General features: G+C 70.3%; 13 protein-coding genes. 9 read left to right on the top strand and 4 right to left on the bottom strand.

Annotated features, from left to right (window positions below; all coding sequences use genetic code 11):
- Positions 1–8 precede the first annotated feature (8 nt).
- Positions 9–773, bottom strand: coding sequence for a 1-acyl-sn-glycerol-3-phosphate acyltransferase (locus SSMG_RS05790; protein ID WP_009073695.1), 765 nt, complete (start codon positions 771–773; stop codon positions 9–11).
- Positions 774–948: 175 nt separating this feature from the next.
- Between SSMG_RS05790 and SSMG_RS05785 the strand changes: the two genes are divergently transcribed.
- From SSMG_RS05785 to SSMG_RS05745, 9 genes are read left to right on the top strand one after another with little or no spacing between them, the layout of a single operon-like run.
- Complete coding sequence (locus SSMG_RS05785; protein ID WP_050788121.1) at positions 949–1,836, top strand: isocitrate lyase/phosphoenolpyruvate mutase family protein; 888 nt, start codon at positions 949–951, stop codon at positions 1,834–1,836.
- Complete coding sequence (aepY, locus tag SSMG_RS05780) at positions 1,833–2,951, top strand: phosphonopyruvate decarboxylase (protein ID WP_009073693.1); 1,119 nt, start codon at positions 1,833–1,835, stop codon at positions 2,949–2,951. Before SSMG_RS05785 ends, aepY begins: the two co-directional genes overlap by 4 nt.
- The gene (locus tag SSMG_RS05775; protein WP_009073692.1) at positions 2,948–4,039 is read left to right on the top strand and encodes an alanine--glyoxylate aminotransferase family protein; all 1,092 of its coding nucleotides are present in this window, start codon (positions 2,948–2,950) and stop codon (positions 4,037–4,039) included. The genes aepY and SSMG_RS05775 overlap by 4 nt, the downstream gene beginning before the upstream one ends.
- Entirely contained in the window at positions 4,036–5,754 is a 1,719-nt protein-coding gene (locus tag SSMG_RS05770) for an FAD/NAD(P)-binding protein (protein ID WP_009073690.1), read from the top strand. The genes SSMG_RS05775 and SSMG_RS05770 overlap by 4 nt, the downstream gene beginning before the upstream one ends.
- The gene (locus tag SSMG_RS45240) at positions 5,751–6,020 is read left to right on the top strand and encodes an acyl carrier protein (RefSeq protein WP_009073688.1); all 270 of its coding nucleotides are present in this window, start codon (positions 5,751–5,753) and stop codon (positions 6,018–6,020) included. The genes SSMG_RS05770 and SSMG_RS45240 overlap by 4 nt, the downstream gene beginning before the upstream one ends.
- Entirely contained in the window at positions 6,017–6,418 is a 402-nt protein-coding gene (locus SSMG_RS05760; RefSeq protein ID WP_009073687.1) for a nuclear transport factor 2 family protein, read from the top strand. The genes SSMG_RS45240 and SSMG_RS05760 overlap by 4 nt, the downstream gene beginning before the upstream one ends.
- On the top strand, positions 6,415–8,028 hold the full coding sequence (locus SSMG_RS42255) for an acyl-CoA dehydrogenase family protein (RefSeq protein WP_009073683.1): 1,614 nt from the start codon (positions 6,415–6,417) through the stop codon (positions 8,026–8,028). Before SSMG_RS05760 ends, SSMG_RS42255 begins: the two co-directional genes overlap by 4 nt.
- 4 nt (positions 8,029–8,032) lie before the next feature.
- The gene (locus SSMG_RS05750) at positions 8,033–9,763 is read left to right on the top strand and encodes an AMP-binding protein (protein ID WP_009073681.1); all 1,731 of its coding nucleotides are present in this window, start codon (positions 8,033–8,035) and stop codon (positions 9,761–9,763) included.
- Positions 9,760–10,464, top strand: coding sequence for a 1-acyl-sn-glycerol-3-phosphate acyltransferase (locus SSMG_RS05745; protein WP_078560712.1), 705 nt, complete (start codon positions 9,760–9,762; stop codon positions 10,462–10,464). Before SSMG_RS05750 ends, SSMG_RS05745 begins: the two co-directional genes overlap by 4 nt.
- Before the next feature lie 4 nt (positions 10,465–10,468).
- Here SSMG_RS05745 and SSMG_RS05740 read toward each other — a convergent pair whose 3' ends face one another.
- From SSMG_RS05740 to SSMG_RS05730, 3 genes are read right to left on the bottom strand one after another with little or no spacing between them, the layout of a single operon-like run.
- A complete protein-coding gene (locus SSMG_RS05740) occupies positions 10,469–11,863 on the bottom strand; it encodes an MFS transporter (protein WP_009073677.1) in 1,395 nt (464 codons plus the stop codon).
- Positions 11,850–13,058, bottom strand: coding sequence for an NAD(P)-binding domain-containing protein (locus SSMG_RS42250; protein ID WP_009073675.1), 1,209 nt, complete (start codon positions 13,056–13,058; stop codon positions 11,850–11,852). Before SSMG_RS42250 ends, SSMG_RS05740 begins: the two co-directional genes overlap by 14 nt.
- 32 nt (positions 13,059–13,090) lie before the next feature.
- The gene (locus SSMG_RS05730) at positions 13,091–13,945 is read right to left on the bottom strand and encodes a sterol desaturase family protein (RefSeq protein ID WP_009073673.1); all 855 of its coding nucleotides are present in this window, start codon (positions 13,943–13,945) and stop codon (positions 13,091–13,093) included.
- Between the last annotated feature and the right edge of the window lie 16 nt (positions 13,946–13,961).

The raw sequence follows: 13,961 nt of genomic DNA, 5'->3' as shown, positions 1-13,961 counted from the left end.
AAATGCGGTCATGCCTTCGCCGCCCGGCGCGCGCGCCGCGCTTGCGCTTCCGCCCGGTCCAGTTCTTCGGCCTCCTCGAGAGTCGGCGCCGTCCCGCCGAGGCGCGCGGGCAGGAACCTCGCGTCGTCGCCGGCCAGCTCCGGATACGACTCCTGCACCTCGTGCAGCATCGTGCGCATGACCTCCTTCAGCTGCGCGGACATCTCGGCGACGGTGGCGTCCGGGGCCATCGCCACCGGCGCTCCCGCCCGCACCACGATCGGCGTCCGGCTCCGGCCCAGCCGCTTGGGAAGATCCTTCGCCCACACCCGGTGCGAGCCCCAGACGATCACCGGGACGATCGGCACGCCGGCCTCCCGCGCCATGCGCACCGCACCCGATTTGAACGGCCTGAGCTCGAAACTCCGGGAAATCGTCCCCTCCGGGAAGACCCCGACCAGCTCGCCGTCGCGCAGCGCGGACACCGCCGCTCGGTAGGCCCCGGCACCCGCCGAGCGGTCGACCCGGACGTGCTTCATGGACCGCAGCAGCGGGCCCGCCACCGGGTTGTCGAAGACCTCCTTCTTGGCCAGGAACCGGATCACCCGGCCGCGCTCGAGCGCGGACAGCCCGACGTAGGCATAGTCGAAGAAACTGATGTGGTTCATCGCGAGCACCGCGCCGCCCTCGTCCGGAATGTGCTCCGTCCCGATCTTGGCGAACCGCAATCCCTGCAGCGCGAAGAGGGTGCGCGCGAGCGCGATGACTGGCGAGTAAACCGGCCCGAATCTCATGCCGCCGACCTTACCGGCGAGGAAAGCGCCGCCGCCGCGAGGACGCGTTCCCGATCATTGCGAAATGAATGCTCGACTAACCGGCCGCCGGTCAAGTAATGTGCCCGGGAACAGCTGCGAACGGGGGAGCAGCTCAGCCGCGTCTGGTTTCACACCGCAACCACCGGGGGAAGTTTTGTTCGACAATATCCACGCCATTGCCGCTGACCGGAAATGGCGGCCGATCAAAGACACCGAACACATCCTGACCGCCGCGGGCGCGCACAACGGCCTGAGCGCGCGCCTGGTGGACGAGGCCGGCTTCGACTTCGTCTGGGCGAGCGGCCTCGAGATCTCGGCATCGCTCGGGCTCGCGGACGCCGACATCGTCGGGCGCACCGAGTCCGCGCAAGCGGTGAGCGCGATCCTGCGGGCCACTTCCCTGCCCGTGATCGTCGACTGCGACGCGGGATACGGCAACGCGGTCAACGCCTGGCACACCGCGCAGCACTACTTCGCGGCGGGCGTCTACGGCCTCTGCCTGGAGGACAAGACGTTCCCGAAGATGAACAGCTTCGTCGAGCACAGCCACGCCCTGATCCCCGCCGCGACCATGGCGGGCAAGGTCGAGGCGATGCTGGACTGCAAGGTCGTCGAGCAGCAGCAGGTCATCGCGCGCACCGAGGCCCTGATCGCGGGCGCGAGCGTCGACGAGGCCCTCGAACGCGGCCTCGCCTACGCCGAAGCGGGCGCCGACGCCGTGCTCGTCCACGACAAGACGAAGCACGCGGAGAAACTCCTCGAGTTCGCCGAACGGTGGACCTCGCCGACGCCGCTCGTCTGCGTGCCGACGACCTACTACGAGTTCACCACCAAGGAACTCGGCGAGGCCGGGTTCTCCCTGGCCATCTACGCCAACCAGGGGATCCGGTCCCAGATCGCGGCCGTCAAGCGCGTGCTGACGCAGATCCGCGCCAACGGGAGCAGCCGCGACGTCGAGGACGAGATCGCCCCGGTGAAGGAAGTCTTCGCCCTGCAACGCCTCGACGAGGTCTCGGCGCTGTTCGAAAGCTACGTCAGGTGACCGTTGACCACCTCGCCGCGGAGTCGTTCCACTCCGCCGTCGAAAAGGCGCTCGGGGCCGTCGATCTCGTGGCGGGCGTCCCGTGCTCGCTGCTGGCCCCGTGGCTGCGGGACCTCGACACCCTGGTGCCGCAGCACATCCTGAGCACCAACGAGGGCGAGGCGGTCGCGGTCGCGGCCGGTGCCCGGCTGACGGGGAAACGGTCCGCCGTGTACCTGCAGAATTCCGGCCTCGGCAACGCCGTCAACCCGCTGACGTCGCTGGCGGCCACCTTCGGGGTGCCGTTGCTGCTCGTCGTCGGTTACCGCGGCCGTCCGGGTACGAGCGACGAACCGCAGCACCGGCTGATGGGCGCGGCGACCGAGGGCGTGCTCGACGCGATCGGCGTGGGCCACACCGTGGTCGAGGACCACGATTCCCTGCTCGCCGCGACCGAGGAAGCCGCCCAGTCTGTCCACAAGGGACAGAGCCATGCCTGGCTCGTCCCGAAGGGCGTCTTCGAGAAGCAGCGCACGGAACCGTCTTCGGGCACCTTGCCGAACCGGCGGGCCTACATCGAACTGCTGGCCCGGCTCCGGCAGGGCCACGACCTCTCGGTCATCGCCACGACCGGCATGTCCGGCCGCGAGCTGGAATCCATCGAGGCCCGGGACGAGGACCTCTACATGGTCGGCTCGATGGGCTGCGTGCCCAGCCTCGCCCTCGGCGTCTCGCTGGGCTCGCCGCGGACCAGGCTGGTGGTGCTGGACGGGGACGGAGCGTTGCTGATGCGCCTGGAAAGCATGGTGGCGCTCGCGCGCTACGCGACCGTCCCGATCACGCATGTCGTCATCGACAACGGCGCCTACGACTCGACGGGTGCGCAACCGAGCCTCAGCGGCGGGGTCGACTTCGAAGGCATCGCGAGGTCGGTCGGCTACCCGTCGACCGGAACCGCCGACAGTCTCGAAAAGGCGGAGGAATTGCTGAACCGCTCCCTTGCGGCCACCGCGCCCGGCCCGCATCTGTGCGTGCTGAAGGCACGCGCGGGCGACGTCGTTCCCGTCGGCAGGCCGCGGCTCGGGCCGCGCGAACAAGGCGCCCGCTTCGCCGCGTCGGCGGTGAACGCCGGATGACGACCGCGCCCTGGCCCCAGCGTCCGCTGTTCAACCCCGGTCCGGTGTCGCTCGCCCCGAGCGTCCGGGAAACCCTTGCCTGGCCCGAAATCGGGCACCGCGACCCCGACTTCCTGTCCCTCCTCGGCACGATCCGCGCCCGGCTTCCCCTGGTGTACGAACCGTTGCTGGGCGCCACCCACGAAGCAGCGGTCTTCGCCGGATCAGGCGCGACCGCAGTGGACGCGATCGTGCTCGACGCCGCCCGGGAGGGTGGCGACACCGCGGTCGTGGTCGGCGGACCGTACGGGTCGCGCATGGCGCAAACCCTTGCCGCGGTGGGCTATCCCGTTTACGAGATCGGCTTCCGACCCGGCGAACCGCTCACCGACGTCGTGCGGTCCGGCCTTCGACCGGGAACGCACCGCCTGGCGATCGTGCACCACGACACGTCCACCGCCACGCTCAACGATCTGTCGGGCACCGCCGCGCTGTGCGCCGCCGAAGGTCTTGACCTCGTCGTGGACGCCGTCAGCAGCTTCGCCGGCGAGGATCTGACCGTGCCGTCCGGCGTCCGGACCTGGTGGGCCACGTGCTCGAACAAGGCGCTCGAAGCGCCGCCGGGGCTGGCGATCTGCCTGCGGCCGCGGGAAATTCCCGAAGCCGCTCCCCCAGTCCGCGCCCCGATCACCCTCGACCTCGGCAAGCACGTCTCCCACCAGACCGCGGGAGATCTCGCGTTCACCCTCCCCACCCAGGTCGCCGCAGGTCTTTCCGCGGCGCTGGACGACCTGCAGGCCGAGGGCGGGTGGCCGAAGCGCAACCTCCGGTACCGCCGCCGCAGCGAACAGCTCCGGGAACGGCTGGCCGCGCTCGGGCTGTGGCCGGTCCTCGACGGCGTCGAACCGGCGAGCGCGCTCACCATGGCGCGGCTGCCGGAGGGACACACCTTCGCTTCGCTTTCCGCACACCTGGCCCAGCGCGGCCTGCGCGCCTATGCGGCACAAGGGGAATACGCCGGATCCTGCTTCCGGATCAGCACCATGGGCGCCATCACGGCCGAGGATCTCGACCGGCTGGCGGACGCGCTCGAAGAGAGCGTCGGATGAGCGGCCCGGCGATCGCGCTCGTCGGCGGCGGGCCGCGGGCGACGTACCTGTTGCAGAGCCTGGTCCAGCTGCTCGACGAGGGCGCGACGCCGTGGTTCGGCGAGGTCGTCGTCTTCAACGCCGTCGGCGAGTTCGGCGCGGGCTGGGTCCACGACCCGGCCCTGCCCGCGTACGCCGTCCTCAACCGCTCGGCCGAAGGGCTTTCCCTCGGCCCCCGCGAGCAGACGCTCTTCGCGTGGCTGGCGGAGAACGGTTCCGGCGGGGAATCGCGGTCGTGGGCGGTGCGCGCGCAGCACGGTTCCGCGCTGATCGGCGCTTTCGAGCGGGCACGGCGCGAACTGACCGAACGGCACGGGATCGCGGTCCGGCTCGTGCGCGCGCTGGTCACCGACATCGAAGCCGAGCAGGGCCGGGCACCGTTCACGATCGTGACGCCCGGCGAAGGAACGTTCGAGGTCGGCGCGGTCGTGCTCCTGGTCGGCCACGAGGCCGGGCACCGGGCGCTGACCGACCGCGTCCCCACTCCTTATCCCTGGCCGGATTCCCCGCTTCCGGGCAGCACCGTCACGATCGAAGGCACCGGGCTCAGCGCGATCGAATTGGCCCTGCATCTCACCGAAGGCCGGGGCGGGCGCTTCGTCCCGCACGCGGGGCGATACCGGTACGAGCCGTCGGGCGCGGAACCGGGACGGATCGCGATGGTCAGCCCCAGCGGGCTGCTTCCGCTGCCGCGCCCGTTCGACGCGGACCGGCCGATGCCGGACTGCGCACCGGTTTTCCTCGACGCGGCGAACCACGGCCTGACCGCCGAGGCGCTGCGCACCAGGATCCTGTCGGAGATCGTCGTCGTGCACGCGGCTGCGTCGCTCTCGGCTGACCTCGCGGAACTGCCGGGGCGGCTGGACGAACTGCGCGACCTGAGCGCGCTCGACGACTGGGCCCGGGTGGCCGAAGCCGTCGACCGGCACTTGCCCCGCGCCCTCCCCCGCGTCACCGAGCATCCGCTGTTCCAGGTCTACGTGCTCGACCGCCGTCCGCGGCCGCCGATCGGCGAGCTGATCGAGAGTTCGGTGCGGACCGCGCGGCGAGGGCTCGCGGGCGACGTCCTGTGCACCGCGCTCGAAGTCGTCCTCCGCCGGTTCCGCCCGGCCATCCAGCGGCTCTGCGACCGGCGGGTGCTCAGCGCGGGCCAGGACCGCGCCGTCCGGAGCCGCCTTTTCCCGATGATCGGCAAATGCGTGAACGGGGCGAGCCTCGAATCCACCCGGCGCGTGCAAGCCCTGGTCGCGAGCGGCGTCGTGGACGTGCTGCCGCAGCAGTTCCCGGGCGCGGCAGCCGAGTCCGGCCACTTCCTCCGCGGCCGCATCGCCGCGTCGAGCGAACTCGCGCCGGGAGCCACGCTGACCTCGCGGCTGCTCGGCAAGGGGCAGCTGAGCACCGGACGCGAACCCGGCTACGAAGGCGTCGTGGTGAACGACCGCTTCCAGGTCGTGACCGCCGACGGAACCGAGGCGCCGGAGTTTTTCGCGCTCGGCGCCCCGCTGGAGGGATTCACCTCGTTCCAGTTCTCGGCCGCCCGGCCGACCGCGGGGCACGAGGTCCTGAACGAAGTACGAGTGGTCGCGGACGCCCTGCTCGGGTTGCCCGGCGCCGGGCACCGGCTCGTGGACGCGACCGCTGGGGGACAGCACCACAAGGGAGGACTATTCCAATGACACACATCGACACGTCCGGAACCGCGGTTCGGGAGCGGATCACCAAGTTCGTCGTCGGGCGCGCTTCCTACTACCTCGACCTCCCGGACTCGGCGGTCGACGTCGACCGGCCCCTCGGCGACTACGGCGTCGACTCGGTCTACCTGCTCAGCATCGTGACCGATCTGGAGGAAGAACTCGACGTCGAACTCGATCCGCAGAAGCTCGCGGAAGTCCGCACGGTGCGCGAGCTGGCGGACAAGGTCGCCCTGGAGCTGCCGGAGTGACGCGAACGATCCCGATCTGCGCGGCGTTCGAAGAGGCGGCGGTCGCCGGCGACCTGCCCGCGCTGGAACGCCTGCTGGCCGACGACGTCGTCCTGCACAGCCCGGTCATGCCCAAGCCCTACCAGGGCCGGGCGGCGGTGATGGGGCTGCTGACGGCGTTGTCGATCGCCCTCGACGAAATCCGGTACCCGTACCCGCCGATGTCGGACGAGAGCGGCGCCGCGCAACGGCACGCGTTGCGGTTCACCGCCTCGGTCGACGGCAAGACGGTGCACGGAATGGACGTGCTCACCGTCCACAATGGACTTGTCCGCGAAATCACCGTCTACGCCCGCCCGATGCCCGCGCTGATGTCCCTGGCGCGGGCCGTCGGCAAGGCGGCGGGAGGTCTCCCATGAGCATCGCCAGCACCGCCCGGCCGTCGATCGACCTCGGCGATTTCTTCGCCGAGGACAATCCGTGCGGGCTGCACGCCCTCAACGACCGGTTCGACCGGCGGGTTTATCCGCGGGAGGTCGAGGAAGCCGCCCTGCGCGCGGGGTTCGGCAAGTACACGGTTCCCGCGGCCCTCGGCGGATACCTGACGGATCCCTGGGACCTCTTCGTCATGGCCCGGCAGGTCTCGCAGCGGTCCATCACGCCGGTGATCAAATACGGCTCCAGCCTGCTGGGCGCGAACCCCGTGTGGCTGTGGGGCAGCGAGGAGCAGCGGGCGCTCGTCGCGTCCCGGCTGCTCGACGGCGGGGTCGCCGGCTTCGCGGTGTCCGAACGCGACACCGGCAGCGACCTCCAGGCGACCCGCACGACCTACCGCGTGCGCGGTCCGGGCGAAGCGGATCTTCGCGGCGAGAAGTGGCCGATCGGCAACGCGGCCAAGGGCAGCGTCTGCACCACCCTCGCCCGTTCGGACCGGGGCAGGCTGTCCGTGCTGCTCGTCGACCGGACCGCCTCCCCCGCGGTCCGCGCCGGCGATCCCGCCACTTCCATCGGGATGTGGGGACACGACCTCGGCGGGATCCGCTTCGAGGGACCCGCGGCGGCCGCGCTGGTCGGGCCGGAGTCCATCGGGGTCGCCCAGGTGCTCAAGACGCTCCAGGTCACCCGCACGCTGATCTCCGGCCTGTCGCTCGGCAGCCTGGACAGCGCGCTGGCGATCGCGGTCAAGTACGCCGACCGGCGCAAGCTGTACGGGCAGGCCATCTCGCGGCTGCCCGAGGTGCGCGAGGAAATCCTGTCGATGGCGCTCGACGCCGCGCTCGGCGAACTCTTCGCGCACATCTCGCTCCGCTCGCTCGTCCTGCGTCCGCAGAGTTTCGCGCTCTGGTCGTCGATCGCCAAGGCCGGGATCCCGTTCCTCGCCGAACGCGGAATCCGTGCCGCGCAACGGGTTCTCGGCGCGCGGAGTTTCCTCGACACGCCGTACGCGTGGCGGCTGCACCAGCTTTCGACCGAACACGACATCGCCGGGATCTTCGAAGGAACGTCGCACGTCAACCTGCGCAACGCCCTCGAACAGGCCGGAACCGCGCTCCAGGAACGCGATCCCGCGGCGCTTGCCCCGCTGGTGTCCGTCGACAGCCCGCCGCTCGCGTGGCAGCCGTCCGGTCGCGACCTGCGGCTGACCAGCCTGGGAGACAACCCGATCCTGCTCGAACTGATCCACGACCTCGACGCCGGCACGCTGCCGATCGAGATGAGCGGGCGGGAAACCGCCGCGCTCCGCGAGCACCTCGACCGCACCCGGAGCGGCGACCGGTCCTCGGCCGCCGGGTACGCGCTCGTCTGGACGCACCTTTTCGGTGCGGTGTGCGGCTTCCTGAAGGTCAACGCGGACGTCCTCACCAGCCACCAAAAGGACATCGCCGAACTGGCCGCGGTGCGCGCGCTGCACCTGCTGGGCATCCGCACGGCGTGTCCGGACGGTCTCGCCGACCGCGTGGTCGAACTCGTGCTCCAGGAGGACCGAGCCGGGTGGCCCGCGATCAGCGTCCTGAACGAGAAGGCGTAGCCCCATGCACGAGATGTTCCTGGACCGGTGGACCGCGAACGTGGCGGGCTCGGCGGGCTCCGTCGCCTTCTGCGACTTCGAGCGGGACGAGATCCTGATCGACCGGAAGTCGTCCGCGGAGGTCGACGACCAAGCCCGCCGCCTCGCCGCGGCGCTGGGCGAAATCACGAGCCCGTGCGTCGTGCTCGCGCTGGAGCACCAGTTCGAATTCGCGTACGCGTTCCTCGCCTGTCTCCTGCGCGAGGTTCCGGCCGTGCCGCTGCCGCCGCCGTCCGGCGGTTCCCGGGCGAAGGAACGCTTCGGCCGGATCGTGAACGAGAGCGACGGCGCGGTCGTCCTCACGTCCCGGACGGCGATCCCGCCGGAGAAGGCGGGCGACTATCCCCGGGCACGGATCCTCTACGTCGAAGACCTGCTGGGCACGGCCGAGCCGTGGCCGGACACACCCGCGGTGTCGCCCGACCGCGTGGCGATGGTGCAATTCACCTCGGGCTCCACGTCGTCGCCCAAGGGCGTGCCGATCACCCACGGCGCGCTCGGCGCGAACCTGGCTTCGCTCGAGGAGCTGACCGGGGTGACGGCGGACGACGTCGGCGTCGGCTGGATCCCCTTCTACCACGACATGGGCCTGATCGGGTCCCTGCTGCTCCCGATGTACCGCGGGTTCGGCGTGTACTTCCTGTCGGCGTCGGCGTTCATCCGCCGTCCCGGCCGCTGGCTCGACCTGATCGGCCAGGTGCGCGCGACGATCAGCGTCGCCCCGGACTTCGGGTACCGGCTCTGCGTCGACCGCGTGCCCGCCGCCTGGTCCGGGGACTTGTCGACGCTCCGGACGCTGCTCAACGGCTCGGAACCGCTCAGCCACGCGACGCTGAAGAGGTTCGAGGACCGGTTCGCCGCCGCGGGATTCGACCCGTCGGCCTGGCTGCCGTGCTACGGGATGGCGGAAGCCACGCTGATGGTGTCCGGACGCCGGCGCGGCACCGGAGCGGTGAGCCGCGCCTTCTCCGCCCGCGACCTCGACCACGCCGGGACCGCCCGGCCGTGTTCGGACGACGGGGCCCGCCGCTTGGTCAGCTCGGGACGGCCGGTGGGCTGCGAGGTCGAAATCCGCAAGGACGGCGAACCGGTTCCGGACGGGACGGTCGGTTCGGTGCTGATCCGCGGGGAGAACGTGTTCACCGGAACGTACTGCCGGTCGATCGGCTCGGTCCCGGCCGTCGCGGACGCCCCGGCCGGGCGCTGGTGGCACGAATCGGGCGACCTCGGGTTCTTCCACGAGGGCGAGCTGTACGTCTGCGGCCGGGAGGCCGATCTGATCAGCCGCAACGGCGTCCAGCACCACGCCGTCGACATCGAGCGGAAGCTCTCCGAGATCGCGCGGCGCGACGTCCCGTCCGCGGCGTTCGGCATCGCGCACTCCACCCATGACGAGGCCATGGTCCTGCTGGAGGTGCCGCGGTCGCTGGTGCGCGGCGAGGACGGACTGGGCGCGGTGCTGGACACGTGGGGCCAGGAACTCGCCGCGGCGCTCGACCTCCCCCGGGTCGGGATCCAGATCGTCCCGGTCGGCTCGCTGCCGCGCACGACGAGCGGCAAGGTCCAGCGCGGCCTCGCCCGGAGCCGGTTCCGCGACCAGCGGTTCGAAGCGTTCGGCACGAGCACGGTGGGCCAGGACATCATCGCGCTGCTGAAGTCGTCAGCGGCGACCGGGAACGAGGTGAGCGCACCATGATGACTCCGCGGCGCGTGTGGCGGCAGCGGGACCTGAGGCCGTCGTTTTTCGCGTTGAAATACGTCTTCCCCGGCCCGCTGCTCAAAGCGATCATCCGGCCGAAGGTGAAGGGACTGGAACGGCTCAGCGCCGAAGGCCCGATCATCCTGGCCCCCAACCACCTTTCCCCGTTCGACCCGTTCCTGCTCTCGCTCGTGTGCCCCCGCCGGATCGTGTTCCTCGCCAAGCGCGAGTACTTCGAGGCCCCCGGAATCCGCGGGCGGCTGATGCGCCTGCTGTTCGAAAGCCAGGGCCAGATCAGCACAATCCGCGGCGGCACGATCGGCGGCCTCAACGCCGTCGACGTCTCCGTGGCCAACTTGGAGGCCGGAAAGGTCTTCGGCGTGTTCCCCGAGGGCACGCGCGGCAGGCCGGGCCTGCTCTACCGCGGCCACACCGGGGTCGCGCAGGCCGCGTTCCGCACCGGGGTGCCGGTGCATCCGGTCGTGATCACCGGAACGGCGGACTTCTCGCTCGGCGCGTTGCTGTCGGGCAAACTGACCCACTGCTCGGTCGAGATCGGCGAACCCATCGCGCCGCCGGAGGGCAACGTGAAGAGCCCGAAGGAACTCCACCGGTTCACGCGGCAGGTCATGGCGGGGATCGCGGAACTCGGCGGGTTGGAAATCCAGGACCGGTTCTCGCCGGGTCGGGCAAGCTGATCCCTCAGCCGCGCCGGGCGCGCTGAGCCCGCAGAGCCGCGGCGGTGGTGATCGCTCCCGTGATCATCACCGCCGTGCTCACCAGCAGCGCGGGCCCGGCGTGCGTGCCCGGCAGGAAACTCCAGAAACCGTCGCCCCGCCGCAGCTGCGTCAGCACCACGGTCATGCTGGCGCCGAGGGCCGCACCGAACTGTCGTCCGAAGTTGTAGAGCCCGGACGCCGCACCGCTCAGCGACGGTTCCACCTCCCGGATCGAAACCGCGCTCAGCGCTCCGAAAACGCAGGTCGACGCGATCCCGCAAACCGCCGACAGGCCGAGCAGCACGACGATCGGCGTGCCGGGGCCGCCGCGCAGCGCGAGGAAACCCATGCACAGCGCGAACAACACGAACCCGGCCAGCACCAGGTACCACTCCCGGTCGCGGGACGTCTGACGCGCAGCCACCGGGGCGAACAGCAAAGCCAGCACCGCCATCGGCGTGAGGATGAGCCCGGACTCGACCTCGCCGAGACCGCGGTCCGCCTGCAGGTACTGCATCACCGCGGCGAGCATCGCGGTTGTGGCGAAACCGAGTTGCACGGCGACGACCGAAGCGTAGGAAAAGTCGCGAACGGCGAACAAGCGCGGCGGGGTGATCACGGTCTGAGCGGGCAGGATGCGTTGCCGCCGCAGGAAAACCAGGAGTACGACCGCCCCGGCGGCGATCAGCAGCAGGCAGACGGTGAGGTTCGCACCGCCGACGAGGAGGCCCACGCAGATCACCAGCGGGAAGACGAAACTCATGACCGCGCTGGGCGAATCGAGCGCGGCAACGCCGGGACGGACCCGCCCGGACGCGGCGGCGATGAGGACCAGCGCGACCAGCCCCAACGGCACCTGGCCGAGGTAGAACAGCCGCCACGACGCGAGCACCGTGCTCACCCCGGCGAAAGCGGGACCACCGAAGAACGCGATCACGACCACCACGCCGTGTGCGGTCATCGCCGCGCCACGCAACCGCGCCGGAACGTGCAGCTTCAGCAGGCTGAGCAGTTGCGGAGTGGCGATCCCGCCGAGCAGTCCCTGGACGACGCGGGTCACCAGGAGAAGCGGGAACGTTCCAGCGAGGCTCGCGCCGAGCGTCGCCAGCAGGAAGCCCGCGGTGCTCCACAGCAGCACCCCGCGGTGGCCGAACCGGTCGCCGAGCCTGCCCGCGACCAGCAGCGGCGCGGCGTAGGCGACGAAATAGCAGGCATACACCAGTCCGGCGCGATCCGCGCCCACGCCGAAATAGCCGCTGACCGCCGAACGCAGGGCGATCGTCCCGGACGCGTCGACCAGAATGAGGAAGAAGACCGTGACGACGCCGACGACGAGCAGCACCGGCCGCGCGGTCTTCTCCGTCTCAACGGTGGCCACGGAGATAATCCTGGTACTCCGGGCCGGTGAACCCGGCCCGCGCGCGGTCTTGGCTCAGCGGAGAGACGTTCCGGGCCAGCGAGGCGAGGTCGCCGCGCACGATGCGCGGCACCAGCTCGCCCTGGATCTCCGCGCACGCCATCGCGGCCCCCTTGCACCGGAAGCCGTTGAGCAGGATGAGACGGTCCACGGCGGGCGGCACCATTCCCAGCAGGAGCCCGTCATCTCGGACCGATTCCTCCACGGCGGCAGGCAGGTGCGGCAAAGCCCATTCGTAACCGGTTGCCGACACGACGACGTCGTAGCGCTCCTCGCTCCCGTCCGCGAAGCAAACCTCCTTCTCGCCCAACGACTCGACCGCCGGGCGCAAGGTCACCAAACCGTGCCGGAGCACGTGCAGGAACAGGTCGGAGACCACGGGCATCGCCCCGGCCGCGGGCTCGGGCAGACCCCAGACGTCCTGTCTGCCGACGAGGAACCGCAGCAAATGCGGGGTGAGCCGGCGTTTGACCGGCGAACCGAGCCGCCGCGCGAGTCCGGACGCGCGCGACACCCGGGCCGGTTTGCCGAGAAGGTACTTCGGGACGATCCAGCTGCTGGACCGGATACTGCAGTCGACCTCGTTCCCCCGGAGCGCGAGATCGCTCGCGATGTCCACTCCGGACTGACCGAGCCCGACCACCAGGCACCGCGCGTCCCGGACGTCCGACAATTCCCGGTACTCCGCGGCGTGCACGTACCGGTAGGCCGTGCCCTCGGCCGGAACCGGCAGTGCACTGGGACGGTTGTTCCGGCCGGTGGCGTTGACGATCCAGTCGAACTTCTCGACGAACTCGCCGTCCGCGTGCACTTCCCAGCCGTCCCCGACCGGGCGGCATTCCCGCACCCGAGCCCCGAAAACGCGCTTCTCGTCGCCGTCCGGTACGGCCCGGGCAAGGTAGTCGGCGTACTCGCGCCAGCGCAGGAACCGGTCCGGATTGCCGAGTTCCGCCCGGTGTTCGGCGAACACCGAGTCTCCCCCGGGCGTGATCATCAGCAGCGACGGATACACCTTGCTGGCCCGGGATTCCTCGCGCCACAACCCGCCGGGAACCGGATCCTCGGACAGCCAGGTCGCCTCGAAACCGGACCGCCGCAGGCCGCGGACGGCCGCGATCCCGAACAGCCCCGAGCCCAGCACGGCGACCGAAGTCACGGGCAACCCTCTTCCTGGCGGTTCATCCGGGCTCAGGCGGCCGGACCGGCCGCGTCCCCGGGCTCCCACCCCGGCGGGCCGAAGAGGTACTTGACCCGTTCCCGCGCGTTCCGCGCCTTGCGGACATCCCGCCACAGGTCCTTGAACTCGAACGTCTGCAGGCCGACGACGTTCTCGGTCGGCACCGGCTTCGTCAGGCCGTACGTAGGCCGCTCCTCCTCTTCCTGGAACGTGCCGAACAGCTTGTCCCAGATGATGAGGATCGAACCGTAGTTCTTGTCGAGGTACTTCGGCTCGACGCCGTGGTGCACGCGGTGGTGCGACGGCGAAACGAAAACCTTCTCGAACCAGCGCGGCATCCGCTCGATCTTGTCCATGTGCGCGAACACGCCGTAGACGAGGTGGTAGGCGTGCATGTAGAAGACGGCTTGCGGCGGGTAGCCCAGCAGCGGAAGCGGCGCCCAGACCAGCTTTTCGAACCACTGCGACCACTTGCGGCGGAACGCGGTCGAGACGTTGACGTAGTCGCTCGAATGGTGCACCTGGTGCCCGGCCCACAGCAGCCGCCGCTCGTGCGCGTTCCGGTGGTAGACGTACACCAGGAAATCGACCGCGATGAACAGGATCAGCCAGTCCCGCGGGCTTTGCAGCTTGCGCTTGCTGGGCGCCACGTGCTCGTACAGGTAGGTGTACGGGATCGTCATCAGGGCGCGCAGCGCGCTCGAGAAGCCCAGTCCGATCAGGCCCTGCGCGACCGAGGTCGCGGTGTCTTTCAAGTAGCGCTTGCGCTCGTCGCCCTTCTGGTCCTGCAGGGCGTCGAGCGCCTCGGCGACGAGAATCAGGGAAATGGCGGGCAGGCCGCGTTTGATCGGGTCTTTGAATTTCACGAGATCTCTCCACGGT

Source organism: Streptomyces sp. AA4, from assembly GCF_000158875.1.
Lineage (GTDB): Bacteria > Actinomycetota > Actinomycetes > Mycobacteriales > Pseudonocardiaceae > Amycolatopsis.
Note: the sequence above shows the minus strand (reverse complement) of the source record. Positions and strands in the feature narration are given on the sequence as shown.